The following is a 23951-nucleotide window of genomic DNA, read 5'->3' on the forward strand; positions in this document are numbered from 1 at the left end:
GCGTGAAGGCCCCCTTCCCTCGGCTCAGCCGAGGGAAGGGGGCCTTCACGCGCTTCAGGACTTGCGGCGCCGGAGCAGGGTGTCGAGCGCGTAAGTGCCCGGGCCGACCACCGCGAACAGCAGGAAGATCCAGGAGTACAGGGCGGCCGTCTCGCCCTTGTTCTGCAGCGGCAGCAGTGCGTCGGGCTGGTGCACGACGAAGTACGCGTACGCCATCGTGCCCGAAAGCAGCACCGCGACCGGGCGGGTGAACAGGCCTGCCAGGATCAGCAGCGAGCCGACAGTTTCGATCACCCCGGCGTACCAGCCCGGCCAGGTGCCGAACGGCACGGCGGGCTTGTCGAAAAGGCCCATCTTCTGCAAACCGTGGCAGAGGAAGAGGAACGCGACCACGACGCGGACGGCGGAGAGGGCGAGCCCCTGCCATTTGGGGGCGGTCGGGCCGATCTCGGTGGTCGTGGCGGCGGCTGTCTGGGTCATGACGCATCCTTCCGGCTCAAGGTGGTCTAAACCATTGATGCGATAGAGGATGCCGGATACCCCCATCGGCAGGGAACTTTCTTTCGGGGGGTAATTCCATGGTATGTCCGAATTTAACGACGACGAAACGCGATTAAGGCCCCTTTCCTGGAGTGGTTCCAGGAAAGGGGCCTTAATCGCGTTTCCGTCAGCGGCGGCGCAGGGTGTCGAGGGCGAAGGTGCCGGGGCCGATCGCGGCGATCAGCAGGAAGATCCAGCAGTAGAGGGTCGACAGCTCGCCCATGTTCTGCAGCGGCAGCAGGCCTTCCGGGGCGTGCACGGTGAAGTAGGCGTACGCCATCACGCCGGACAGGAGCACCGCGACCGGCCGGGTGAACAGGCCGACCAGCACGAACGCGGCGCCGACGAGCTCGATCACGCTGCCGTACCAGCCGGGCCAGGAGCCGAGCTCGACCGAGCCGCCCGCGCCGTCGACGCCACCGAAGAATCCGAATCCCTGCAAACCGTGGCAGAGGAAAAGGAACGAGACGACGATCCGGACGGCGGACTGGATCGCGCCCTGTGCCTTGGCGGCACGCGGGGTGGTGGTGGTCTTGGCGGGGGCGGTGGTCTGCGTCATGGTTCCGGTCCTTCCGGGAGTGGCTGTCGGGCGGCTTCTGACAACGCGTCGGGCGGGGACGACGCGAATCGACACCCGGGCGGAAACTTTTTTCGCGGGCCGGTCACCTCACCCGGTCGGAGTAAGGCCAGACTGGACGGCATGGCGGGTAAGACGAGTGCCGGGATCCTGCTCTTCCGCAGGTCGGGCGAGGTGACCGAGGTGCTGCTCGGGCATATGGGCGGGCCGTTCTGGGCGAAGAAGGACGCGGGCGGCTGGTCGGTGCCCAAGGGCGAGTACGAGCCGGATGAGGCGCCGGAGGCCGCGGCGCGGCGCGAGTTCCAGGAGGAACTGGGCTTGCCGGCGCCGGAGGGGGAGTACCTCCCGCTCGGCGTCGTGAAGCAGTCCGGCGGCAAGGTCGTGACGGTCTGGGCGGTCGAGGGAGACCTCGACCCCGCTCAGGTGGTGCCGGGCACCTTCGAGATGGAGTGGCCGCCGCGCTCGGGGCGGACACAGGAGTTCCCGGAGGTCGACCGGGTCGCCTGGTTCGGGCTGGCCGAAGCGGAGGAGAAGCTGCTCAAAGGTCAGCGCCCGTTCCTCGTCCGGCTGGGTGAACTGCTCAACGGCTGAGTAACTCGCCGAGTGGTTTGTCGGCCAGCGAGCCCAGTACGAGGTCGGCGTGGTCGAAGTCCAGCACCGCGGTGATCGCGTTCGGCACCGCGACGCATTCGAGCCCGGCGGCCTTCGCCGCGGTGACGCCGTGCGGCGAGTCCTCGAACGCGATCGCCTCGGACGCGGGCAGGTCCAGCGCGGCGAGCGCGGCCAGGTAGAGGTCCGGGCTCGGCTTCGCCTCATGGAGGTCTCCCGTGAGGACGGCCTCGAACGCGTCCGCGAGGCCCAGCCGGTTCAGGTGCGTGGTGACCCAGTCGCCGGTCGAACTTGACGCGATGGCCAGCCGCAAGCCGCGCTCCTTGGCGTCTTCGAGGTATTCCTCGACGCCGGGCCGCGGCCCCACCGATTCCAGCAGCTCGGTGACCCTGGCGCGGACGCCGGTGCGGACCGCGACCCGGTCCAGGTTCTCGTCGTTCTCCTCCAGCAGCTCGAACATCGCGACGGCGGTGTTCTGCGTGCCGATCACGGTGTGCCAGACGTCGAGGGGGAGTTCGCCGCCGCGGGCGCGGAAGGTCTCCTGCCAGGCCACGAGGACGGCCGCCTCGGTGTCGACCAGCGTCCCGTCGAAGTCGAAGATCAATGCGCCGGTCATGGGACGAGTCTACGTCTTGACTCACTGAGTGGTACGGATTACCGTACGCATTCGTTAGGAAACTTACCAAACGAACACGTGTACTCGAAGTGAACGCCGCGCACCCGTCCCTCTCAACCCGCCGCCACGGATTCCCGGGGAGATCGATGTGAAGGCCCGAACCCGACTACTGCCACTAGGCGCGGCCGCCATCCTGTTGCCGACGCTGCTCAGCGGAAACGCCCAAGCCGCTGATATCCTTCTGTCCCAAGGTAAAGCCGTCCTGGTCTCCTCGGTGGAGTCCTCATCCTACGGCGGTCCGCTCGCCGTGGACGGCAAGAGCACCACCCGCTGGGCGAGCGCGGAAGGCGTCGACCCGCAGTTCATCCGCATCGACCTCGGCGGCCCGTCGGCCATCAACCGGGTCAAGCTGAACTGGGAGGCGGCGTACGCCTCCGCGTACCGGCTGGAAGTCTCCAACGACGGCTCGGCGTGGACCCCGATCAAGTCCGTCACCAACGGCAACGGCGGGACCGACGACCTCACCGGGCTGGCCGCGCGCGGCCGGTACCTGCGCCTCGTCGGCACCAAACGCGCCACCAGTTACGGCTACTCCCTTTGGGAGATGCAGGTTTACGGGACGTCGGACTCCTCCGGCGACACGCAGGCGCCCACCGCGCCGTCGAACCTCAAGGCGGGTTCGGTCACTTCGTCCACTGTGGACCTGACGTGGACCGGCTCGACGGACAACGTCGGCGTCAGCGGTTACGAAGTGCTGCGCAACGGCCAGGTCGTCGGCACTACTGAAAGCGCTTCCTACACCGACAGCGGGCTGAGCGCGTCCACCGCGTACACCTACACCGTCCGCGCGAAGGACGCCGCCGGCAACACCTCGGCGGCCAGCAACCAGATCCAGGCGACCACGCAGGCGGGCGGTTCTTCGTTCGTCCTCGCCGCCTCCGGCGACATCGCCGAACAGTGCACCGCTTCGTCGTCTTCGTGCATCCACCCGAAGACGGCCGCGCTGGTCGGCCAGATGAACCCGGCCGCGGTCATCACCATGGGCGACAACCAGTACGACGACGCCCATATCGAGGACTTCACGAAGTACTTCGACAAGACCTGGGGCAAGTACAAGAACATCATGCACCCGGTCCCCGGCAACCACGAGACCTACGACCACACCCCGCTGGGCGCCTACAAGCAGTACTTCGGCAAGATCGCGACGCCGAACGGGAAGACCTACTACAGCTGGGAAATGGGCAACTGGCACTTCGTCGCCATCGACAGCACGGAGTTCTCGCCCGGCCTCGCCGCGAACGCGATCAGCGACGAGCAGCTGAACTGGATCAAGCAGGACCTGAAGAACAACACCAAGCCCTGCGTCGCCGCGTACTACCACCACCCGCGCTACACCTCGGGCGACCACGGCGACAACAGCAAGATGGCCACGCTCTGGGAGACCCTGGTCCAGAACAAGGTCGACCTGGTGCTCAACGGGCACGACCACCACTACGAGCGGTTCCACCCGCAGAACGCCGACGGCGACAAGGACCCCGCGGGTCCGGTGCAGATCATCGGCGGCGGTGGCGGGGCGAGCCTGTACCCGGTCAAGACCGAGCACCCGGCCACGGCGAAGGCGATCTCGACCTACGGCGTGCTCAAGCTGAACATGTCGGACAACGCCTTCTCGACCCAGCTGATCGGGCTCGACGGCAAGACGATCGACTCCTCGCCCACCTACACCTGCCACTGATCCTCGCGATCCGGGTGCCGGGTCGCGCCGCGACCCGGCACCTCCTCACGGCGCTGGAGGTCTCCCATGTACATCGCCACCAGTAGGGGAGCGGACGCCGCGGCGGACGTCCCTAAGAGCGGCGTGAAACGGGCCGTCACCGGGAACGTCGTCGCGCTCGGCCTGGTCAGCCTGGTCACCGACATCTCGTCGGAGATGGTGACCGCGGTCCTGCCGCTCTACCTGGTCCTCGGTCTCGGTCTCAGCCCGCTGCAGTTCGGCGTGCTCGACGGTCTCTACTCCGGTGTCACCGCCGTCGTCCGGCTGGTCGGCGGGCACCTCGCGGACCGGTGGCAGCGGCTCAAGGCGGTCGCCTGCTTCGGTTACGGTCTCTCGGCGTTAGGCAAGATCGGCCTGATGATGGCGGGGTCGTCCACCCTCGCGATCGGCGCCGTGCTCGCGGCCGACCGCACCGGCAAAGGCGTCCGGACCGCGCCGCGGGACGCGCTGATCACCTTGAGCAGCGAGCCGGAACACCTCGGCCGCGCGTTCGGTGTCCATCGCGCGATGGACACCTTCGGCGCGTTCCTCGGCCCGCTGGTCGCGATGGCCGTGCTGTGGCTCAGCCTCGGCAGCTACGACTCGGTGTTCTTCACGAGCTTCTGCGTCGCCGCGATCGGCGTGATCATCCTGGTGGTGCTCGTCAAGGACCACCAGCCCAAGCCGCGAGCCGAGCGCCCCAAGGTCTCCTTGCGGGAGACCGCGGGCCTGATCCGGCAGGCGTCGTTCCGCCGGATCTGCGTCTGGGCCGCGCTGCTGGGCCTGGTCACCCTCAGCGACTCGTTCCTCTACCTCGTGCTGCAGCGCCGCTGGGAACTCGGCGCGGTCTTCTTTCCCTTGCTGCCGCTGGGAACCGCCGGCGTGTACCTGCTGCTGGCCGTCCCGTTCGGCAGGCTTTCGGACCGGATCGGCCGCTGGAAGGTGTTCCTCGGCGGGCACGTCGCGCTGGTCGTGGCGCTGCTGGCGCTGCTCGGGCCGGTGGACGGCGGCATCCTCGCGGTGCTGGCGCTCGTGCTGCACGGTGTCTTCTACGCGGCCACCGACGGCGTCCTGATGGCCGCCGCCGGGCCGTTGCTGCCCGAGCACCAGCGGGCGAGCGGGCTGGCGCTCGTGCAGACCGGGCAGGCGACCACGCGGATGCTCGCGTCCGTCCTTTTCGGACTCGCGTGGACCACCTGGGACCTGCATGCCGCGGTACTGGTCGCCGCGGGCGCGCTGGCCGTGGTGGTGGTCGCCGCGGCGGTCCTCCGTCCTTTGCGGACCTACGCGTGAAGGCGCGGATCCTCGGCGTGGTGGTGGCGGTCGTCGTCCTGATCGCGGCGGCCGTCGGCTACGGTGTCGTCTCCCGGGACCGCGGGCCGGACGTCAACTCCGTCGCCGTCGTGTCCGGGCAGCCGGTTTCGGTGCGGGCCAAGGGACAACTGCTGTTCCGCAACACCGCCGAAGGCCCGGACTTCGGCCATCTCGCGACCGTCCCGGTCGACCGCCCCGGCGAGCCCCGGAAGGTGTCCGGTCTCAGCTGCGACCGGTTCGCCGCCTCGGCGGGGACCGCACTGTGCCTCGCCGCCCAGCCCGGCGTGCTGCCGCCGATGACCGATGTCATCGTGCTGGACAAGGACCTCAACGAGATCCGCCGGATCGAACTGCCCGGCACGCCCAGCCGCGGCCGGGTCTCGCCGGACGGGAAACGCGCCTACTGGACGTTGTTCGTCAACGGGGATTCCTACGCGGAGACCGGGTTCTCGACCAGGGCCGGGATCTTCGACCTGACGACCGGGAAGCTGATGAAGAGCATCGAGGAGATGGGGCTCCTGCTCGACGGCAAGCCGTACTACTCGTCCGACGTGAACTACTGGGGGATCACCTTCACCCCCGACGGCAAACGGTTCTACGCGACCGTGGGGACGAAGGGGAAGACGTACCTGGTCGAGGCGGACTACGAGAAGCTCGTCGCGAGGATGATCCGGGAGAACGTCGAATGCCCGTCGCTCTCACCGGACGGGAAGCGGATCGCCTTCAAGAAGAAGGTTTCCGCCGATCTCGCGGCGCCGTGGCGGCTCGCCGTCCTCGATCTGGCCTCCGGGAAGGAGACCATGCTGGCCGAGACGCGCAGCGTGGACGACCAGGCGGCCTGGCTCGACGACCGGACCGTGGCGTACGGCGTGGACTCGGCGATCTGGGCGGTTCCGGCGGACGGGAGCGGGGCGGCAAGGGAGCTGGTCCAGCAGGCCGCTTCACCCGCGGGCGTGTAGCGGCCCGTAACTCGCGTGATCAGAGGCGTAACTCGCGTGATCAGAGGCGTAACTCGGTGATCGGCGTCTGATCACGCGAGTTACGTCTTCAAGCACGCGAGTTACGTCTTCAAGCACGCGAGTTACGTGCCTGATCACGCGAGTTCGGCGCCACCCAGGCCCATCGCCTCCGCTTGCTCGCGGAACACGTCGTACGCCGCCTTCCCGAAGAGCACGAACCGCACCAGTTCCACGGAGCACGACCCGGCCGAGAGCGTGTCCACCACGGTTTCGAGGGTGATCTCCGCCGCGGATTCGACCGGCCAGCGGTAGATCCCGGTCGAGATCGCGGGGAACGCCACGGTGTGCGCGCCGAGATCGGCGGCGACGTGCAGTGAGTTGCGGTGGCAGGAGGCCAGCAGCGCGGACCGGTCTTCGGAATCGGACCACACCGGCCCGACGGTGTGCACCACCCAGCGCGCCGGAAGGCGGCCCGCCGTGGTGGCGACCGCCTCTCCGGTCTTCAGTCCCTTGCCGTAGTGACCCGCGCGCAGGGCCCGGCATTCGGCGAGGATCTCCGGCCCGCCGCGCCGGTGGATCGCGCCGTCCACCCCGCCGCCACCGAGCAGTGACGAGTTCGCGGCGTTGACCACGACGTCGACCCGCTGTTCGGTGATGTCGCCTTCGACCAGTTCGATCATCGTGATCGCTCCGTCAGTCGGTGAAGTACTCGATCAGGACCGGGGCCACGGCCTTCGGCTTGAGCATATGCGTCTGGCCTTCGATCGTGCGGTGCTCGGCACCGGGGACCGCCTTCGCCAGCGCGGCGACACCGTTGCGGATCCACGCGGGGCTCTTGCCGCCGTCCATGACCAGCGTCGGCACGGAAACGTCCGCCCAGCGGCCCTCGGGCAGCGGGGTGCCGTCGTGCAGGCCGTCGAACAGGGCGGCGTCGTAGCGCAGGGTCGGCGCGACCTTCTTCAGCTTCGGCCACGCGGGCATGAACTGCATCATGAACACGACCGGGGCCGGGACGCGGACGCCTTCCCGCATGAAGGTCTTGATCGCGGTGCCGGGCTTGCCGGTGGCGATGGCCTTCTCCAGCCGTTCGGCGTAGTCGGCCGGGACCGGCGGGCGGGTGTCGTCGACGACCAGCGGGAATTCGTAGACGGCCAGTTTCGTGATCGGGAGCCCGGCTTTCGCGGCTTCGAGGGCGAGCGCGGCGCCGGACGAGATCCCGTAGACGCGGGCGGTGCCGCCCGCTTCCTTGATCAGCGCGGCGATGTCCTCGACCTCGCGGGCGACGGAGAACGGCGCGGTGTCGCCGCTCTCGCCGCGGCCGCGGCGGTCGTAGGTGTAGACGGTGAAGTGCGCGGCCAGTTCGGCGGCCAGCGGCTTGGCCGGGCCGAACTCGCGGTGGCACATCGCGCCGTCGACCAGGATGACGGCGGGGCCGGAGCCGGTGCGGGTGTAGGCGATGGTGGTGCCGTCTTGCGAGGTCACGGTGCTCATGGCGGGAATTCTCCTAGGGTTGTCTAGCGGCTTGCGCGGAGGATGACGGCGGTGACCCAGCCCCAGGCCAGCATCACGGTGGCCCAGAAGGCGAGCATCACGACGGCGTTCGCGTTGCCGGAGCTGATCCCGGCGAAGGCGGTGAAGAACGCGATGCCGGTGGCGCGGGAGTAGACGGCCCAGCCGCGGTGGCCCTCACGGGAGAAGCGGCTCGCGAACACGAAGGTCGCGACGATCAGCGACAGGAAACCGATCGAGCCGGCGGCCATGTGCAGGACGCCCGCGGTGCTGATCGTGGCCTGGCCGGCGCCGACCGGGAAGCCGTTGCCGGGGTCGGCCTTGAAGACCGCGGCGAACAGCAGGCTGACGCCGAAGACGCCCAGCAGCCGTGGCCCCCACGTGCTGCCTCTTCCCGGTTCGAGCGTCCGGCTCAGGCCGATCGCTCCGGCGATCATCAGGACGCCGGTGACCAGGAAGTTCGTCACCTGGATCCAGCCCGCGTCGCCGTTGCTCAGCATGCTCGCCGGGTGCTTCGTCACGTCGAAGCCGTCGCGGACGGCGGCCTGGGTGAGCGTGGTCAGGAAGTACAGCGGGCCCGAGACGGCGCCGCAGACGAGCAGGGCGCGGGCCGGTAGTGCGACGTGGGTACGGGTGGCGGTGATGGTCATCGTTTCGGCCTTTCGGGGCGGCGAGTGCGTTGGCACAACTCTCGCCCCGAAAGTCTCAGTTGTCAAGACAAAAAAAATTGTCGGTTGGGCCGCTGGGACACCGTGAGGTGTCGCGACGGGGTGGCTACTTGCCGTTTCGCAAGGTCAGGAGGGTGATCTCGCTCGGCGCGAAGACGCGCAGCGGCGGCCCCCAGAAGCCGGTGCCGCGGCTCGTGTACAGCTGCGTGCGCTCGCCGTGGCGCGAAAGACCGGCCAGGACGGGCTGGTCGAGCCGGACCAGCAGATGGAACGGCCAGATCTGGCCGCCGTGGGTGTGCCCGGAGATCTGGAGATCGATGCCGGCCTCGGCGGCCTGCTTGACCTGCTTCGGCTGGTGGGCGAGCAGGACGACCGGGGTGCTCGCGGGGACGCCGTCGAGCGCGGCGGGAAGGTCGGGGCCGTGGCCGGGCAGGCCGGACGCGGCGCCCGTCGGGTCGTCGATGCCGGCGAAGACGAGCGTGTCCCCGCCGCGGCTGACGGGCAGGTGCCGGTTGTGCAGCGTCTCCCAGCCGAGGTCGCGCATATGGTCGAGCCAGGCCTGCGCCTCGCCGAAGTACTCGTGGTTGCCGGTGATGTAGAACTTGCCGAGTTTCGCCCGCACCTTCCCGAGCGGCGCGACCTGTCGCGCGCGTTTGGCGACCGAACCGTCGGCGAGGTCACCCGCGTGGGCCACGACGTCGGCGTCGAGCTCGTTCACCACTTCGACGACCTTCTCCGACCACGCCGTCCGGTTCAGCGGGCCGAAGTGGGTGTCGGTGATGATCGCGAAGCGGAGACCGTCGAGCCCCGCGCCGAGGCGGGGGAGCACGACGTCGAGTTCCTTGAGCCTCGGCACGCGTCGCGCCTCGAACATCCCGTACGCCGCCAGCGCCGCGAAGGCGACCAAGACGACGCCGGACACGATTCCCGCCGCACTGTCCACTCCGGACACCGCGAGGACGAGCCGCAGCACGTTTCCGAGCACCGACAAGGAGAACAGCAGCCAGATCAGCCCGAGGGAGAGGTCGCCGACCTTCGCCGCGAGATCACGCTGCCACGGGCCGTGGCCGAGGACCATGCACGCGGGCACGGCGAGGGCGGCGGCGGCGAACACGATCGTGCCGAGGACTTCGAGCGCGGCCGGGAGTTCGGGGGAGCCGACGATCGTCCACCACGGCACACCGAAGAGGAGGGCGAGAACGGCGATCAGCGCGGCGACGCGGACAAGGATGCGGGGCATGATGTCGGCCAGAGTAACAGCCCATTGGTCTCTACCGCCGTCTTCGCTGAGGACGTCTCAGGTACGTAGGCGGGCGTACGCGAGATGTCGCTTCACGGCCGACGCTTTCCGTCTGGCCGGGGAAGACACTCTTCGGCATGAAGTCACGGACGATCGAACGCGTCGCCTACGCGACCGGGGCGCTCCTGTTCCTCAGTGGTCTCGTGCACGCGGTCGTGCTGGTCACGTCCGGCGGTTCGTGGACCGGGCCGGTGTCGATGCGGAAGGCGGTCACGTTCGGCCTCTCGTTCGGGCTGACGCTGATCACCGTCGCCTGGGCGACGTCGTACGTCGCGGTGCGGCCGCGCGTGCGGAACGTGCTGCTCGGCGTCTTCACCGGGGCGAGCGTCGTCGAGACGGTGCTCGTGAGCATGCAGGCCTGGCGCGGGGTGCCGTCGCATTTCAACTTCGAGACCGGCTTCGACAACGCCGTGTCGACCACGCTCGCCGCGGGCGGTGGCGTCATCATCCTGACGGCGGTCTCGTTCACGGCGGCGGCTCTGCGCGGCGACGGGGAGGCGTCGGCGAGCATGCGGCTCGCGGTGCGGTTCGGGCTCGTCGCGCTGCTGGTGGCGCTGGGCGCGGGCGCGGCGATGATCGCGAGCGGCGTCGCCGAGGCGCGGGGCGGGAACCCTCAGGCCGCGTACACCACAGCCGGCGCGCTGAAGCCGCTGCACGCGGTGGCGATGCACGCGATCCTCATCGTGCCGGGGCTCGCATGGCTCCTGCGGTTCGCGGAGTGGACGGAACGGCGGCGCGTGCGGCTGGTGTGGTTGGCGATCGGTGCCTATTCGGTGCTGACCGCGGTGGTGGGACTGGAATCGGTCGCGGGGGTTTCGCCGCTGGCGGCCTCGCCGGTCGAAATGGTGACGTCGGGGGTCGCTTCGGGGGTGCTGGGGCTTATCGGTGCGGTGGCCGTTCGTGAAGCGGTTCGGCGCCGGTCCCGAGTGTCGCTCTTGGTGAGGGGTGTGTGGAAATAGGGACGTTCAACGACCCTATTTCCACACACCCCTTCGCGATCGGACCGGTCACGCGGGACTGCCCTAGCGGCCCACGTAAGTGCGAAGGTGCCGCGCCGTGAGCGTGTCACCGGAGGCGACCAGATCCGCNGGGTGTGTGGAAATAGGGACGTTCAACGACCCTATTTCCACACACCCCTTCGCGATCGGACCGGTCACGCGGGACTGCCCTAGCGGCCCACGTAAGTGCGAAGGTGCCGCGCCGTGAGCGTGTCACCGGAGGCGACCAGATCCGCCGGAGTCCCCGTGAACACCACCTGGCCGCCCTCCGAACCGGCGCCCGGCCCGAGATCCACGATCCAGTCCGCGTGCGCCATCACCGCCTGGTGATGTTCGATCACCACCACCGTGTTCCCATCGTCGACGAGCCGGTCCAGCAGCCCGAGCAGCTGGTCGACGTCGGCGAGGTGCAGACCGGTGGTCGGTTCGTCGAGGACGTAGGTCGCCGACTTCTCCGCCATCCGGATGGCCAGTTTGATCCGCTGCCGTTCCCCGCCGGACAGCGTCGTGAGCGGCTGCCCGAGCCCGAGGTAACCCAGGCCGACGTCGGCGAGCCGGTCCAGGATCGTCCGTGCCTGCCCCGAGGGGAAGAACTCGCGCGCCTCGGCGACCGGCATCGCCAGGACCTCGCTGATGTCCTTGCCCCGCAGCTTGTACGTCAGGACTTCGGCGGTGAACCGCTTGCCTTCGCATTCCTCGCAGACGGTCGCCACCCCGGCCATCATCGCCAGGTCGGTGTAGATCAGCCCGATGCCCTTGCACTTCGGGCACGCGCCTTCGGAGTTCGCGCTGAACAGGGCCGCCTTGACGCCGTTGGCCTTGGCGAACGCGGTGCGGATCGGGTCGAGCAGGCCGGTGTAGGTCGCCGGGTTGCTCCGCCGCGAGCCGCGGATGGCCGACTGGTCGAGCACCACCACGTCGTCCCTTGTGGACAGTGAGCCGTGGATGAGCGAGCTCTTGCCCGATCCGGCGACCCCGGTGACCACGGTCAGCACGCCCAGCGGGATGTCGACGTCCACCCCGCGCAGGTTGTGCCGGGTCGCGTTCCGGATCGGGATCTGCCCGGTGGCCACGCGGACGTCGGTGCGCAACCGCGCCCGGTGGTCGAGGTGCCGCCCGGTCAGCGTGCCGGACGCGCGCAGTCCGGCGACGTCGCCGGTGTAGCAGATCCGCCCGCCGTTCGGCCCGGCGCCGGGGCCGAGGTCGACGACGTGGTCGGCGATCTCGATCGTCTCCGGTTTGTGCTCGACGACGAGCACGGTGTTCCCCTTGTCCTTCAAGAGAAGCAGAAGACCGTTCATACGCTGGATGTCGTGCGGGTGCAGCCCGACGGTCGGCTCGTCGAAGACGTAGGTGACGTCGGTGAGGCTGGATCCCAGGTGCCGCACCATCTTCACGCGCTGCGCCTCGCCGCCGGACAGCGTGCCGGATTCACGGTCGAGGCTCAGGTAGCCGAGGCCGATCTCCACGAGCGAGTCGAGGGTTCCGCGCAGGGTCTGCATCAGCGGCCCGACCGACGGATCGTCGATCTTGCGCAGGAAGTCGGCCAGGTCGCTGATCTGCATCGACGAGCAGTCGGCGATGTTCAGTCCCTCGATCTTCGAGGACAGCGCCGCCTGGTTGAGCCGCGCGCCTTCGCACGACGGGCACTGCCGGAAGGTGATCGCCCGGTCCACGAACGCCCGGGCGTGCGCCTGCATCGACTCCTTGTCCTTCGACAGGAACAGCCGCTGCACCTTGACCAGAAGGCCTTCGTAGGTGGTGTTCATCCCGCCGAGCTTCATCTTGGTGGCGGGTTTGTGCATGAAGTCTTCCCACTGCTGCGGGGTGTAGTCCTTCAGCTTGACCGCGGGATCGACGAAACCGGACTCCGCGAGCCCCTTCCAGTACCAGCTGCCGGGCGTGAAGTTCGGGACGGTGATCGCCCCTTCGTCGAGCGAAAGCTCTTTGTCGACGAGCTGGTCGATGTCGATGCTGGAAACCTTGCCCAGCCCCTCGCATTCGGGGCACATCCCCTCGGGAAGGTTGAAGCTGAACGCGCCCGACGTCCCCACGTGCGGCGTTCCCAGCCTGCTGAAGACGATCCGCAGCATCGTGTGCGCGTCGGTCGCGGTGCCGACCGTGGACCGGGAGTTGGCGCCCATCCGCTCCTGGTCGACGACGATCGCGGCGCTCAGGTTCCGCAGCGCGTCCACGTCCGGCCGTCCGACCGGGGCCATGAAGGACTGGATGAACGCGGTGTAGGTCTCGTTGATCAGCCGCTGCGACTCCGCGGCGATGGTGCCGAACACCAAGGACGACTTACCCGAACCCGAAACACCGGTGAAGACGGTGAGGCGGCGTTTGGGGATGTCGACCGAGACGTCGGCGAGGTTGTTCTCTCTGGCTCCGCGCACCTGGATCATGTCGTGGCTGTCGGCGGCCGAAGGCATGGCTCTCCCCTGGTTGGAACTCTTTAGCCTGTAAAGTGAGGGTAGCAGAGGTTAGTTTATGCTGTAAGGAGTTGGCAAGTGGTCGTCTACGCGGCGCAGGGGGACCCCCGGCGGTCGATGGCACTGCTGTGGCGGACCGAGTCGCCGGACGCCGAGCGGCCCGGCCCCAAACCGGGGCTTTCGGTGGAGCTGATCGTCGAAACCGCCATCGCCATCGCGGACGCCGAAGGCATGGCGGGCCTTTCGATGCGGGCCGTCGGGGACCGGCTCGGCCGGACGGCGATGGCGCTCTACACGTATGTCCCGAGCAAGAGCGAACTCGTCGACCTCATGTACGACACGGCGCTCGCCGAGCTTCCGGCCGCTTACGACGGCGACGGCTGGCGGGCCGACGCCGCGCGCTGGGCCGAGGATCTCTGGGACTTCTATCTCCGGCACCCCTGGGTCCTGCAGGTCTCGCAGGCGCGGCCGGTGCTCGGGCCGAACGAGTACGTCGTCCTGGAGGCGCTGGTGAAGATCCTGCGCCGGACCGGTTTGCGCCCGACGGCGCTGCGGCGGCTGGTCAGCGCCCTGTACTCGTGTGTGCGCGAGCCGGCCAGGACGGCCTCGGAGGCGCGGCTGGCCGAGAAGGTGACGGGGCAGTCCGACGACGAGTGGTGGTACGCGCGCTCCGCGCACCTGAAGGAGGTCTCGCCGGATTTCGCCGAGCGCTTCCCGACGCTGACCTGGATGGAGAGCGAGCACGCGTTCCGGATGGAGGACGAGACGGTGTCCTATCTGGAGCAGGAGGCGAGGGAGGCCTTCGAGTTCTCGCTGAGGGTCATCCTGGACGGAATCGAAGTCGCGACGAAAGCGGAGTAGCCTTCTCCGCATGCCCTCCGATTTCGCCTTGAAGACCATGAACGCCGTCCACCGCGTCATCCAGAAGGTCAGCGGCGGCCGCGCCGGCTGGCAGGTCGCCGGGATGACCGTCCTGGAACTGACCACCATCGGCCGCAAATCCGGCCAGCCGCGCACCGTCCTGCTGACTTCGCCGCTGCGCGAGGGCGACGCGTACGTCATCGTCGCCTCGCGCGGTGGCGACGACCAGCACCCGGCGTGGTTCCTCAACCTCCGCGACAACCCCGACGTCCAGGTCACCCTGAAGGGCGAGAGGGCGAAGCCGATGGTCGCGACCGTGGCAGACGCCGAGCAGCGCGCCCGCCTGTGGCCCAAGATCACCGCGGACTACAAGAACTACGCGCAGTACCAGACCAAGACCGACCGGGAGATCCCCGTGGTGCTGCTGTCGCCCAAGGCGTAGGGACGCTCAGGTTTCGGTGGTCGTGTCGCGAAAGCCACTTTCGGGACATCTGACGTCCCGAAAGTGGCTTTCGCGAGCCACTTTCGGGACATCTGACGTCCCGAAAGTGGCTTTCGCGACACGGGGCCCGGCCGGCCACCGCGACCCGGCTCGGCTGCGCGGCCAAACCTGACGGAACGCGTTGCGAAAGTGGCTTTCGCAACCTCCCCGCATCCCCCGCACGGGCCGGGTCCATCGGCCCTACCGGCGAGTCGGTAAGCCGGGGACCGTGGATCTCGACGAAGCACACGACGAGAACGCGGGGATGCCGATGTCCGACTCCTTGGGTCTCGAGACGCTCGGCCGCGAGCAGTGCCTGGCGCTGCTCGCGGGCGCCGGGCTCGGCCGGGTGGTGTTCACTTCGCGCGCCATGCCGGCGATCCAGCCCGCGCGGTTCGCGCTCCACCACGGCGCGATCGTGGTGCGGACCCCGGCACAGAGCGCGTTGTTCGCCGGGATACTCGACAGCGTGGTGGCGTTCGCCGTCGACGAGTTCGCCAAGGACCTGGGGACGGGCTGGTTCGTCACCGTCGTCGGCCGCGCCTCCGAGGTGCGTGATCCGATCGTGATCGCCGAGCTCGAGACGCTGCCGCTGGGCTGCTGGACTGGTCAGGCCGACTCCCGCTACCTCCGGATCCCGATCGAGTCGGTGACCGGACGGAGGATCCTCGGCGCTCGCGGTAACGAAGCACTGTCCGTGATCGACGCACCAGATGAGCGATCCGGGCGCGTCTGTCATTCCTGACCCCACTGCCCGGGGAGTTACTCCGGGACGGTGACGCCAGTGCGGCGGGTGAGTGCGGCGAGCGACGCCAAAGCGCCCAGGATTCTGGACGCGGTGGCCGGGATCGCCCACGATCTCAGCCTCTCCGACGTCCTGCGGCGCCTGGTCGAATCGGCCTGCGAGCTGACCGGTGCGCCGTTCGGCGCGCTGAGCGTGCTCGATTCGGACGAGTTCATCCGCTTCGGCGACGCCTGGGAGCGGCCACCGTCCGAGGACGAAGCCCGGGCGGTGCCGATCCGTATGCGCGGCCGCATCTTCGGGCTGCTGTACCTCGCCCGCAAACCGGACGGTGAGGACTTCACCGAAACCGAGGACGACCTGCTCGTCGCGCTCACCGCGGCGGCCGGTGTGGTGATCGAGAACGCCGCCCTGTTCGACCAGGTGCAGCGGCGCGAGCGCTGGCTCGAAGCCTCCTACCACGTCACCGGCGCGCTCCTGGCCGACCAGGATCTGACCGCGACCCTCCGCCTCATCGCCGAACGCGCCCGCGTCGTCGCCGGCGGTTCGGCGGGCGCGGTCGCCCGGCCGCGCGGTGACGGGATGCTGGTCTTCGAGATCGTCGAGCCGCCGGGGCCGGACGCCGACCGGATCGCCGGGGTCACCGTGCCTGCCGAGGGCACCGCGACCGGGCTGGCGTACACGAGCGGCAAACCCGTCGTGGTCCGGGAGTACGGCGACAAGGTGATCGAGCACCAGGGTGGCCGCGGCGTCTCGATGCCCGCGATGATCAAGGACCTGGATTCCACGGTCGCCGTCCCGTTGATCGCCGGCGAGGAGAAACTCGGCGTCCTGCTGGTGGCGAAGTTCCGCGACAAGACCCCGTTCTCCGCCTACGACGTCCAGCTCGCCGAGACCTTCGCCGGGCACGCCGCGCTCGCGGTCGAGTTCGCCCGCGCGCAGCAGGACAGGCAGCGTCTCGCCGTCTTCGAAGACCGTGACCGGATCGCCCGGGACCTGCACGACCTGGTGATCCAGCGGCTCTTCGCGATCGGGCTCGGCCTGGAGGGGCTCAGCAGGCTCGCGGGCGAACCCGCCGTCTCCGACCGCGTGGCGGGCTTCGCACACGAGATCGACCGCACCATCCGCGAGATCCGCAACAGCATCTTTTCCCTGCAGGAACCGGCGGAGGCGCAGGGCAGCCTCCGGTCGGAGCTGCTGCGCGTCGCGCTGGACGCGGGCTGCGCGTCGGAGCCCCGGGTCGGCTTCGACGGGCCGCTCGACTCGGCGGTGCCGGACACGGTCCGCTCCGATCTCATCGCGACCCTGCGCGAAGCACTGTCCAATGTGGTCAGACACGCCGAGGCGACGGCGGTCTCGGTCGATGTCTCCGTCGACCGCGACGGCCGGTGGCTGAAACTTTCGGTGGTGGATGACGGCGTCGGCATGCCCGCCGAACCCGGCCATCGCAGCGGCGTGGCGAACCTGGCCGAACGCGCGGCCCGCTGGAACGGCACGTTCGCCGTCGAAGCGGCGCCGGAAGGCGGGACGAAGCTCGACTGGTCGGTGGAGCTGCCGGCCCGACAGGGGAGTGTGCGATGACGATCTCGGTGTTCCTGCTGGACGATCACGAACTCGTCCGCACCGGGCTGAAGACGGTCTTCGAGGCCGAAGACGATCTCACCGTGGTCGGCGAAGCGTCCACGGCCGCCGAGGCGTACGTGCGGATCCCCGCGGTCAAACCGCAGGTCGCGGTGCTCGACGTCCGGCTCCCGGACGGCGAGGGGGTCAGCGTCTGCCGGGAGATCCGGGCGTCGATCGACCCGCCGCCCGCCTGCCTGATGCTGACGTCCTATTCGGACGACGACGCGTTGTTCGGCGCGATCATGGCCGGCGCGGCCGGGTACATGCTCAAGCAGGTCTCCGGTGGCGCGCTCGTCAAGGCGGTCCGCACGGTCGCCGCGGGCGGATCGCTCCTCGACAGCACGCTGACGGCCTCGGTGATGAACCGGCTGCGCGGGGAGAGCGACCTCCCGGACCCGCGGTACGAACAGCTGAGCCCGCAGGAGCGGCGGGTGCTCGACCACATCGCCGACGGGCTGACCAACCGACAGATCGCGGAAAAGCTGTACCTGGCGGAGAAGACGGTCAAGAACTACGTGTCGTCCCTGCTGCACAAGCTCGGTTTCGAACGCCGCACGGCCGCCGCCGTCTACGCCACGCAACGCCGCAAGCCCACCGTCTAGAAAATCGTGAACCCACCGGCGAAATCGGGGTTCTCGCGCAGTACCCGGCGCAGTTCGTTGAGGGCCCGGTGCTGGGTGACGCGGACCGCGCCCGCGCTCGCCATACCCAGCGCGCCGGCGGTCTCTTCGGCGCTGTACCCGTGGATCACGCGCAACACCAGCACGTCGCGTTGTTTCGCCGAGAGGACCTCGAACAGCCGTGACAACCGGCGGCGGCGATCGGCCTTCTCGACCTCCTCGAACGTCGGATTCCACGGCCCGTCCTGCTCGGGCTCGGGATCGGGCACCGGCGCGGACGGGTCGCGGGCGAGGTTGCGGCGGACGTCGGCGACCTTGTGCGAAGCGATCCCGAAGACGTACGGCAGGAAGCTGTTGTCCTGGTAGCTGTAGCGCGGCAGGGCGACGAGGACGGCCATCATGACTTCCTGGGCGCAGTCTTCGGCGTTGGAGACGCCGCGGACCGTCCCGCCCAGCCTGCCCGCGCAGTAGCGGAACACGATCGGCCGCAGGAGCGCCAGCAGCCTGCCGACGGCAGTCCGGTCGCCGCTGATCGCCGCGCGGATCAGCTCGCCGTCCGGTTCTCCCGGGCGGGGCTGATACGTCGGGCGGACGGCTTCGGACACGGTCATCACGCCGGATCTGCCGTTCTCGGCGCGGCCCTGTGCGTTCCCATCGTCCCCACCTCCCGGAAGCCCCAGCCCTGTTTGGCCCTTCCGACGTTACGGAGCGCGCCCTCGCGTCACACCGGTACAGCAGCCCGGAGTAGTCGGGTCTTTCGGCCCTGGTGTCCCAGAGGTATGGACTTTCGCCGGATTGGTCTAGACAATTAGCCCAGTGCGGCGGCAGGCCGCCCTTCCACGGAGGAATCGCGATGAGGCGTTCCAGATCCTTGTCATTTCTGGCCGTTTTGGTGCTCACCTTCACCGGCCTGATCACCGGTGGCGGCACCGCGAGCGCGGCCAACCTGCTCCTCAATCCCGGGTTCGAGGCGGGTTCGACGTCCGGCTGGACCTGCGCGGCGGGCGCGACCGTGACCACGCCGGTCCGTTCGGGCGGTTACGCCGTTTCGGTCACGCCCGGCTCGACGATCGGGAAATGCGCACAGACGGTATCCGTTCAGCCGAGCACGACCTACGCGGTTTCGGCCTGGGTGAACGGGAACCCCGTCTACCTCGGGGTCACGGGCGGGCCGTCGACCTGGACCGCGGCGACCTCCTACACGCAGCTGTCGCTTTCGTTCACGACGTCGGCCACGCAGACGACGGCGGAGGTGTACGTCCACGGCTGGTACGGATCGGGCACCTACTACGCGGACGACATCAGCCTCGACGGACCCGGCGGTGGCACCCCAGGTGCGCCGCCGTCACCGGGGAATCCGGCCGTGGGCGCGGTGACGAGCTCGTCGATCGCGCTCTCGTGGGGCGCCTCGGCGGGGACGGTGACCGGCTACCGCGTGTACGAGGCGGGCAAGGTGGTCGCGACGGTGACCGGGACTTCGGCGACGATCTCGGGACTGGCGGCCTGTTCGTCGCACAGCTATTCGGTGGCCGCCTACAACAGTGCGGGCGAGTCGCCGAAGACCACCGAGGTGGGTGCCACGACCTCGGGCTGCGTCGACTCCGGCCTGCCGAAGCACGCGCTGATCGGCTACCTGCACGCGAGTTTCGCCAACGGCTCCGGCTACACGCGGATGTCCGACGTGCCGGCTGCGTGGGACATCATCAACCTGGCCTTCGGTGAACCGACCTCGGTGACCTCCGGCGACATCCGCTTCACGCGGTGCCCGGTCGCGGAATGCCCGACGGTGGAAAGCGACGCGGATTTCATCGCCGCGATCCGCGCGAAGCAGGCGCAGGGCAAGAAGGTGCTGATCTCCATCGGCGGGCAGAACGGCCAGGTGCAGCTCACCACGACCGCGGCGCGGGACGCTTTCGTCAGCTCGGTGTCCGCGATCATCGACCGGTACGGGCTGAACGGGCTCGACATCGATTTCGAGGGGCACTCGCTGTACCTCAACTCCGGCGACAACGACTTCCGCAACCCGACCACGCCGGTGATCGTCAACCTCATCTCGGCGCTGAAGACGCTGAAGGCTCGCTATGGTGCCGGATTCGTGCTTACGATGGCGCCGGAGACGTTCTTCGTGCAGACCGGATACCAGTATTACGGCGGCCTCGGCGGCGCCGACAACCGGACGGGCTCGTACCTCCCGGTCATCCACGCGATGCGGGACGCGCTGACCGTTCTGCACGTCCAGGACTACAACTCCGGACCGGTGATGGGGCTGGACAACCAGTACCACTTCATGGGCGGCGCCGACTTCCACATCGCGATGACCGACATGATCAAGGCGGGTTTCACGGTGTCCTCGACCGGATTCCGGTTCCCGGGGCTGCGTGAGGACCAGATCGCGTTCGGCCTGCCTGCGGCGGTGAGCGCGGGCAACGGGCACACCGCTCCGGCGGCCGTGCATTCGGCGCTGAACTGCCTGGTGAAGAACTCCGGCTGCGGGTCGTATTCCTTGCGTGGCGGTGCTTCGCCGGCGTTGCGCGGGCTGATGACGTGGTCGATCAACTGGGACCGGTATTACGGGTGGGAGTTCCAGAACGCCCATGAGCCGTTCCTGAACGCTCTGCCCTGATTTCGCGCCCCCCGGCGCACTTAGTCCTCTGGATGCGGTCCTTGCGTGTGCATGTACCGCATCCAGAGGACTGAACGCGGGAGTCCCGGGCGTCGCTTCATGTACTCGGCTCGCCTCGGGCCGTCCGCTGACGTTGCGAAAGCCACTTTCGCATCAGGGCTTCTCGCGGTGGGCGTACCAACCGGCCCAGTGGACGTGCGCGAACACCGGCGGCCGCGTCGCGAAAGCCACTTTCGGGACATCAGACGTCCCGAAAGTGGCTTTCGCGACANGACGGATTCGGCGCGCACGCCCGGCTGACCGGGTTTCCCGGCAGGAGCGCGTGGATCCCGCCGGCTCCGGAACGGGGATGTCGCGAAAGCCACTTTCGGGACATCAGACGTCCCGAAAGTGGCTTTCGCGACGTGCCCTGGCGGCAAGAGCAAAGGGAGCGGGCCCACACCGTGCAGCATCGGTGCGGGCCCGCGGTCAAAAGGGCCATTCGGCCCAAGACAGGGACGTCAGAAAGCCGCGGTGATCCGCGTGAAGTCCCAGTCGTTCTGTGCGATACCACTGCAGTTCTCGGCGACCCCGCCGTTCGGGCAGCCGCGGTCACGGTTGGTCGACCAGAACGCGAGCCTGGCGATCTTGTTGGTCTTGGACCAGTCGGTGATCCGCGTCCAGGTGTCGAGACTCGTCAGTTCGCGTTGGTCCGAAAGACCGTTCATGCCGCTGATGCCGAGGTGGCTGTACGCCGTGGCGTCGTTCCACCCGAAGGTCGACTTCAGCTTGTCCCGCAGACCGTTCGCGGCCCGGATCGTGTTCCCGTACATGTCCGCGCCACCACCGAAATCGAACGGCATGATCGTGTAGACGTCGATCCCGGCGTTCAATGCCTTCGACTGCTCGATGAGCCGGTTGCCCCAGGAGTTCGGGCCGCTGGTCGTCGTGCCGAAGGTGAGGATGGTCTGGATACCGGGGTTGTTCGTCTTCACGATCTTCAGCGCGTTCAGCACGCGGTCCTGCACGACCGCGTTCTCGAACTCGTCGGTGTTCTCGATGTCGATGTCGATCGCCTTGAGACCGTAGGCGTCGATCACCTTCTGGTAGGCCCCGGCGAGCGCTTCCGGCGTCGAGCAGTTCGGGCCGAGCTTATTGCCGCTCCACCCGCCGAAGGACGGCACGATCTGCCCGCCCGCGGCCTCGATCTGCGCGATCGCGTTCGCGTCGACGCCGCCCTGCAGCGGACGGCTGCCGTCCCAGGCCGGGTTGCAGCCACCGGACGACAGGATGAACGCCATCGTGAACCATTTGATCCCGGTCGCGTTCATGACCGTCTGCGGGTTCGGCGGGCTGCCCCAGCCCATGTACAGGTACGGCGCGCCACGGCCGCCGGGCGGTGGCGGAGTGCTCGTGGTCGTCGTCGGGGAGGTCGTGGTCGTGCTGGTGGGCGTGGTCGGCGTCGTGGTCGGGCCGCCACCGCCCGGATCGCACGAACCACCGTTGATCTTGCAGTTCGCCGGGGCGACGTAGCCCCCGGAGTACTTGACGTTGAAGCCGAAGCTGGTGGAACCGCCGTTGGAAAGGTTGCCGTTCCAGGTGTTCTTCACCGTCACGTGCTGCCCGGAGACCGAGTAGCTGCCGTCCCACAGTGAAGCGATCGAGTGCCCCGCGGGGAGGTCGAATTCGACCGTCCAGGCGGGAAGGCTCGATCCGGAGTTGTTGCTGATCGTGTACTTGCCTTCCCAGCCCGAGCCCCAATCGGAACCCTTGCTGAAGGCGGCGCCGACGCCGCCGGCCGCGGAGGCCGGCGCGATCACGAGGACCGCGCCGGCCGTTGCGGCAGCGGCGGCCAGGCCCACGGCCTGGATCCAAGTCCGCTTGCCCACTGTCAGACTCCTCAGTTCAGGCCGTTGCGCATGGCCGTGACGAGCTCGCCGTTGGACGTGTCACCACTGAGCTCCCAGAAGAACGCGCCGCCGAGACCCTGGTTCTTGGTCCAGCCCATCTTTCCGTTGATGGTCGCGGGAGTGTCGTAGCTCCACCAGTTGTTGCCGCACTTCGCGTACGCGGTGCCCGCGATGGTGCCGGTCGACGGGCAGCTGTTCTTGAGGATCTTGTAGTCCTCGATGCCCGCCTCGTAGGTGCCCGGTGCCGCGCCGGTCGCGGTGCCGCCCGGGGCGTCCTGGGTGACGCCGGTCCAGCCTCGGCCGTAGAAACCGATACCCAGCAACAGTTTGCTCGCCGGGACGCCCTTGGCCTTGAGCTTCTGGATGGCGTCGTCGGAGGTGAAGCCCTGCTGCGGGATGCCGGGGTACGAGGTCAGCGGCGAGTGCGGTGCCGTCGGTCCCTGCGCCGCCCAGGCGCCGAAGAAGTCGTACGTCATGACGTTGTACCAGTCGAAGTACGCCGAAGCGGGGCCGTAGTCGGCGGCGTCGATCTTGCCGCCGCTGCTGGCGTCCGCCGTGATCGCGGCGGTGACCAGGAACGAGGAGCCGAACTTGGTGCGCAGCGCCTGTGCCACGTTCTTGATCGCGGCGGGGCCGCTGGTGTCACAGGTGAGACCGCAGGCGTTCGGGTACTCCCAGTCGATGTCGATACCGTCGAAGACGTCGGCCCACCGCGGGTCCTTGATCAGCTTGTAGCAGGATTCCGCGAACGCGGCCGGGTTCTTCGAAGCCTGGCCGAAGCCGCCGGACCAGGTCCAGCCGCCGAACGACCACAGAACCTTCAGGCCCGGGTACATCTTCTTCAGCTTGCGCAGCTGGTTGAAGTTACCGCGCAGCGAACCGGCGTCCCACGAGTCCGCGACACCGTCCACACTGGACGCGGCGTCGTAGAACTTGTCGTAGTCGGCGTAGGTGTCGTCGTTCGCGGTGCAGGAACCGTTGGTGACGTTGCCGAACGCGTAGTTGATATGCGTCAGCTTCGCCGCGGAACCGGAAGTGTGGATGTTCTTGACGTGGTAGTTGCGGCCGTAGACGCCCCACTGCACGAAGTAGCCGAGGTTCTTCTTCGCGCCCGGGTTCGGGTTCGAAGTCGTGGTGGTCGGCGGATTGCTCGTGCTGGTCGACGTCGGGGGATTGGACGTCGTGGTGGTCGGGGTGGTCGGCGTCGTGGTCGGGTTACCGCCGCCAGGGTCGCAGGAGCCGCCGTTGATCTTGCAGTTGGCGGGCGCGGTGTAGGCGCCGGAGTACTTGACGTTGAAGCCGAAGCTGGTGGAACCGCCGTTGGAAAGGTTGCCGTTCCAGGTGTTCTTGACGGTCACGTGCTGGCCGGAGACGGTGTAGCTGCCGTCCCACAGCGAAGCGATCGAGTGTCCCGCCGCGAGATCGAATTCGACCGTCCAGGTGGACAGGCTCGATCCCGAGTTGTTCGTGATCGTGTACTTGCCTTCCCAGCCGGAGCCCCAGTCCGACCCCTTGGTCAGGGTGGCTCCGACCCCGCCCGCCGCGTTCGCCGGCACGGTCACCAGACCGACCGCCAGCGCCGCCACGGCCGTGAACAGGCCGACCAGATGCCATCTTTTTCTCGACATTTCACTCCTTACAACCCGGTGCAGGGAAATGATCTTGGAGATGATTTCGTCAAAGGGAAATCGGCGACATCGCGTTGCCGCGGCCGGAGCCGGGCAGGCGGGGATGCGTCGTCATCGACCACCTCCATGCGGAACGCTTTGTTGCGGGAGACGGTACGTGGTCTGGACCAATATGGGAAGCATCACTACGTAGAGTGGTGATTTTCCTG

At 68.3% G+C, this 23951-nt stretch carries 22 protein-coding genes; 11 read left to right on the plus strand and 11 right to left on the minus strand.

Annotation, left to right across the window (positions count from 1 at the left end; all coding sequences use genetic code 11):
* Positions 1-54: 54 nt before the first annotated feature.
* Both ACXIZN_RS42480 and ACXIZN_RS42485 read right to left on the minus strand, forming a co-directional pair.
* A complete protein-coding gene (locus ACXIZN_RS42480) occupies positions 55-480 on the minus strand; it encodes a DoxX family protein (RefSeq protein WP_457960352.1) in 426 nt (141 codons plus the stop codon).
* Between the two features lie 187 nt (positions 481-667).
* A complete protein-coding gene (locus tag ACXIZN_RS42485; protein WP_457960354.1) occupies positions 668-1099 on the minus strand; it encodes a DoxX family protein in 432 nt (143 codons plus the stop codon).
* Between the two features lie 141 nt (positions 1100-1240).
* Here ACXIZN_RS42485 and ACXIZN_RS42490 point away from each other — a divergent pair, with 141 nt between their 5' ends.
* Complete coding sequence (locus tag ACXIZN_RS42490; protein ID WP_126732747.1) at positions 1241-1708, plus strand: NUDIX domain-containing protein; 468 nt, start codon at positions 1241-1243, stop codon at positions 1706-1708.
* Here the strand turns inward: ACXIZN_RS42490 and ACXIZN_RS42495 are convergent.
* Positions 1698-2342, minus strand: coding sequence for an HAD-IA family hydrolase (locus ACXIZN_RS42495; protein ID WP_457960356.1), 645 nt, complete (start codon positions 2340-2342; stop codon positions 1698-1700). The two genes, ACXIZN_RS42490 and ACXIZN_RS42495, sit on opposite strands and share 11 nt — an antisense overlap.
* Before the next feature lie 196 nt (positions 2343-2538).
* On the opposite strand from ACXIZN_RS42495, the gene ACXIZN_RS42500 reads away from it, so the two are divergent.
* The 3 genes from ACXIZN_RS42500 to ACXIZN_RS42510 all read left to right on the plus strand — a co-directional run bounded on the left by ACXIZN_RS42500 (position 2539) and on the right by ACXIZN_RS42510 (position 6368).
* Positions 2539-4077, plus strand: coding sequence for a discoidin domain-containing protein (locus ACXIZN_RS42500; RefSeq protein ID WP_457960738.1), 1539 nt, complete (start codon positions 2539-2541; stop codon positions 4075-4077).
* A 66-nt stretch (positions 4078-4143) separates the two neighbouring features.
* Positions 4144-5388, plus strand: coding sequence for an MFS transporter (locus ACXIZN_RS42505; RefSeq protein WP_457960357.1), 1245 nt, complete (start codon positions 4144-4146; stop codon positions 5386-5388).
* Positions 5385-6368, plus strand: a complete 984-nt coding sequence (locus ACXIZN_RS42510) for a hypothetical protein (protein ID WP_457960359.1) — start codon at positions 5385-5387, stop codon at positions 6366-6368. The genes ACXIZN_RS42505 and ACXIZN_RS42510 overlap by 4 nt, the downstream gene beginning before the upstream one ends.
* A gap of 134 nt (positions 6369-6502) precedes the next feature.
* Here the strand turns inward: ACXIZN_RS42510 and ACXIZN_RS42515 are convergent, their stop codons facing one another.
* The 4 genes from ACXIZN_RS42515 to ACXIZN_RS42530 all read right to left on the minus strand — a co-directional run bounded on the left by ACXIZN_RS42515 (position 6503) and on the right by ACXIZN_RS42530 (position 9785).
* A complete protein-coding gene (locus tag ACXIZN_RS42515) occupies positions 6503-7048 on the minus strand; it encodes an O-acetyl-ADP-ribose deacetylase (RefSeq protein ID WP_457960361.1) in 546 nt (181 codons plus the stop codon).
* Positions 7049-7061: 13 nt separating this feature from the next.
* Positions 7062-7859 (minus strand): alpha/beta fold hydrolase, encoded by a 798-nt coding sequence (locus ACXIZN_RS42520; RefSeq protein WP_457960363.1) that lies wholly within the window; start codon positions 7857-7859, stop codon positions 7062-7064.
* A gap of 23 nt (positions 7860-7882) precedes the next feature.
* Positions 7883-8527, minus strand: a complete 645-nt coding sequence (locus ACXIZN_RS42525) for a DUF998 domain-containing protein (RefSeq protein ID WP_457960364.1) — start codon at positions 8525-8527, stop codon at positions 7883-7885.
* Positions 8528-8651: 124 nt separating this feature from the next.
* The gene (locus tag ACXIZN_RS42530; protein WP_457960365.1) at positions 8652-9785 is read right to left on the minus strand and encodes a metallophosphoesterase; all 1134 of its coding nucleotides are present in this window, start codon (positions 9783-9785) and stop codon (positions 8652-8654) included.
* A gap of 137 nt (positions 9786-9922) precedes the next feature.
* Here ACXIZN_RS42530 and ACXIZN_RS42535 point away from each other — a divergent pair, with 137 nt between their 5' ends.
* On the plus strand, positions 9923-10804 hold the full coding sequence (locus tag ACXIZN_RS42535) for a hypothetical protein (RefSeq protein WP_457960366.1): 882 nt from the start codon (positions 9923-9925) through the stop codon (positions 10802-10804).
* A gap of 209 nt (positions 10805-11013) precedes the next feature.
* On the opposite strand, the gene ACXIZN_RS42540 is transcribed toward ACXIZN_RS42535, so the two are convergent.
* Complete coding sequence (locus ACXIZN_RS42540; protein ID WP_457960367.1) at positions 11014-13275, minus strand: ATP-binding cassette domain-containing protein; 2262 nt, start codon at positions 13273-13275, stop codon at positions 11014-11016.
* 78 nt (positions 13276-13353) lie between these two features.
* On the opposite strand from ACXIZN_RS42540, the gene ACXIZN_RS42545 reads away from it, so the two are divergent.
* The 5 genes from ACXIZN_RS42545 to ACXIZN_RS42565 all read left to right on the plus strand — a co-directional run bounded on the left by ACXIZN_RS42545 (position 13354) and on the right by ACXIZN_RS42565 (position 17584).
* Entirely contained in the window at positions 13354-14136 is a 783-nt protein-coding gene (locus ACXIZN_RS42545) for a TetR/AcrR family transcriptional regulator (RefSeq protein ID WP_457960368.1), read from the plus strand.
* A 10-nt stretch (positions 14137-14146) separates the two neighbouring features.
* Positions 14147-14578 carry a nitroreductase family deazaflavin-dependent oxidoreductase gene (locus ACXIZN_RS42550; RefSeq protein WP_457960369.1) on the plus strand — a complete coding sequence of 144 codons (432 nt, stop codon included), beginning with the start codon at positions 14147-14149 and terminating at the stop codon, positions 14576-14578.
* A gap of 304 nt (positions 14579-14882) precedes the next feature.
* Positions 14883-15362 (plus strand): pyridoxamine 5'-phosphate oxidase family protein, encoded by a 480-nt coding sequence (locus tag ACXIZN_RS42555; protein WP_126732877.1) that lies wholly within the window; start codon positions 14883-14885, stop codon positions 15360-15362.
* 30 nt (positions 15363-15392) lie between these two features.
* Positions 15393-16940 carry a GAF domain-containing protein gene (locus ACXIZN_RS42560; protein WP_457960370.1) on the plus strand — a complete coding sequence of 516 codons (1548 nt, stop codon included), beginning with the start codon at positions 15393-15395 and terminating at the stop codon, positions 16938-16940.
* Positions 16937-17584 (plus strand): response regulator, encoded by a 648-nt coding sequence (locus ACXIZN_RS42565; protein WP_192743127.1) that lies wholly within the window; start codon positions 16937-16939, stop codon positions 17582-17584. Before ACXIZN_RS42560 ends, ACXIZN_RS42565 begins: the two co-directional genes overlap by 4 nt.
* Here ACXIZN_RS42565 and ACXIZN_RS42570 read toward each other — a convergent pair.
* The gene (locus ACXIZN_RS42570) at positions 17581-18213 is read right to left on the minus strand and encodes a sigma-70 family RNA polymerase sigma factor (protein ID WP_457960371.1); all 633 of its coding nucleotides are present in this window, start codon (positions 18211-18213) and stop codon (positions 17581-17583) included. The genes ACXIZN_RS42565 and ACXIZN_RS42570 overlap by 4 nt on opposite strands.
* A gap of 242 nt (positions 18214-18455) precedes the next feature.
* Here ACXIZN_RS42570 and ACXIZN_RS42575 point away from each other — a divergent pair, with 242 nt between their 5' ends.
* Entirely contained in the window at positions 18456-20225 is a 1770-nt protein-coding gene (locus tag ACXIZN_RS42575) for a chitinase (protein WP_457960372.1), read from the plus strand.
* Positions 20226-20725: 500 nt separating this feature from the next.
* Here the strand turns inward: ACXIZN_RS42575 and ACXIZN_RS42580 are convergent, their stop codons facing one another.
* Together ACXIZN_RS42580 and ACXIZN_RS42585 are read right to left on the minus strand one after the other, a co-directional pair.
* Positions 20726-22066 carry a cellulose binding domain-containing protein gene (locus tag ACXIZN_RS42580; protein WP_457960739.1) on the minus strand — a complete coding sequence of 447 codons (1341 nt, stop codon included), beginning with the start codon at positions 22064-22066 and terminating at the stop codon, positions 20726-20728.
* A 38-nt stretch (positions 22067-22104) separates the two neighbouring features.
* Positions 22105-23742 (minus strand): glycosyl hydrolase family 18 protein, encoded by a 1638-nt coding sequence (locus ACXIZN_RS42585; RefSeq protein WP_457960373.1) that lies wholly within the window; start codon positions 23740-23742, stop codon positions 22105-22107.
* Positions 23743-23951: the final 209 nt, after the last annotated feature.

It is taken from the genome of Amycolatopsis sp. TRM77291 (assembly GCF_054166285.1).

Excerpts from the sequence above, each read along its gene's own strand:
- ACXIZN_RS42515 (WP_457960361.1), bottom strand. The coding sequence starts at position 7,048 with ATGATCGAACTGGTCGAAGGCGACATCACCGAACAGCGGGTCGACGTC.
- ACXIZN_RS42540 (WP_457960367.1), bottom strand. The coding sequence starts at position 13,275 with ATGCCTTCGGCCGCCGACAGCCACGACATGATCCAGGTGCGCGGAGCC.
- ACXIZN_RS42485 (WP_457960354.1), bottom strand. The coding sequence starts at position 1,099 with ATGACGCAGACCACCGCCCCCGCCAAGACCACCACCACCCCGCGTGCC.
- ACXIZN_RS42570 (WP_457960371.1), bottom strand. The coding sequence starts at position 18,213 with ATGACCGTGTCCGAAGCCGTCCGCCCGACGTATCAGCCCCGCCCGGGA.
- ACXIZN_RS42525 (WP_457960364.1), bottom strand. The coding sequence starts at position 8,527 with ATGACCATCACCGCCACCCGTACCCACGTCGCACTACCGGCCCGCGCC.
- ACXIZN_RS42565 (WP_192743127.1), top strand. The coding sequence starts at position 16,937 with ATGACGATCTCGGTGTTCCTGCTGGACGATCACGAACTCGTCCGCACC.
- ACXIZN_RS42520 (WP_457960363.1), bottom strand. The coding sequence starts at position 7,859 with ATGAGCACCGTGACCTCGCAAGACGGCACCACCATCGCCTACACCCGC.
- ACXIZN_RS42495 (WP_457960356.1), bottom strand. The coding sequence starts at position 2,342 with ATGACCGGCGCATTGATCTTCGACTTCGACGGGACGCTGGTCGACACC.
- ACXIZN_RS42505 (WP_457960357.1), top strand. The coding sequence starts at position 4,144 with ATGTACATCGCCACCAGTAGGGGAGCGGACGCCGCGGCGGACGTCCCT.
- ACXIZN_RS42555 (WP_126732877.1), top strand. The coding sequence starts at position 14,883 with ATGCCGATGTCCGACTCCTTGGGTCTCGAGACGCTCGGCCGCGAGCAG.
- ACXIZN_RS42550 (WP_457960369.1), top strand. The coding sequence starts at position 14,147 with ATGCCCTCCGATTTCGCCTTGAAGACCATGAACGCCGTCCACCGCGTC.
- ACXIZN_RS42530 (WP_457960365.1), bottom strand. The coding sequence starts at position 9,785 with ATGCCCCGCATCCTTGTCCGCGTCGCCGCGCTGATCGCCGTTCTCGCC.
- ACXIZN_RS42575 (WP_457960372.1), top strand. The coding sequence starts at position 18,456 with ATGAGGCGTTCCAGATCCTTGTCATTTCTGGCCGTTTTGGTGCTCACC.
- ACXIZN_RS42535 (WP_457960366.1), top strand. The coding sequence starts at position 9,923 with ATGAAGTCACGGACGATCGAACGCGTCGCCTACGCGACCGGGGCGCTC.
- ACXIZN_RS42490 (WP_126732747.1), top strand. The coding sequence starts at position 1,241 with ATGGCGGGTAAGACGAGTGCCGGGATCCTGCTCTTCCGCAGGTCGGGC.
- ACXIZN_RS42480 (WP_457960352.1), bottom strand. The coding sequence starts at position 480 with ATGACCCAGACAGCCGCCGCCACGACCACCGAGATCGGCCCGACCGCC.
- ACXIZN_RS42585 (WP_457960373.1), bottom strand. The coding sequence starts at position 23,742 with ATGTCGAGAAAAAGATGGCATCTGGTCGGCCTGTTCACGGCCGTGGCG.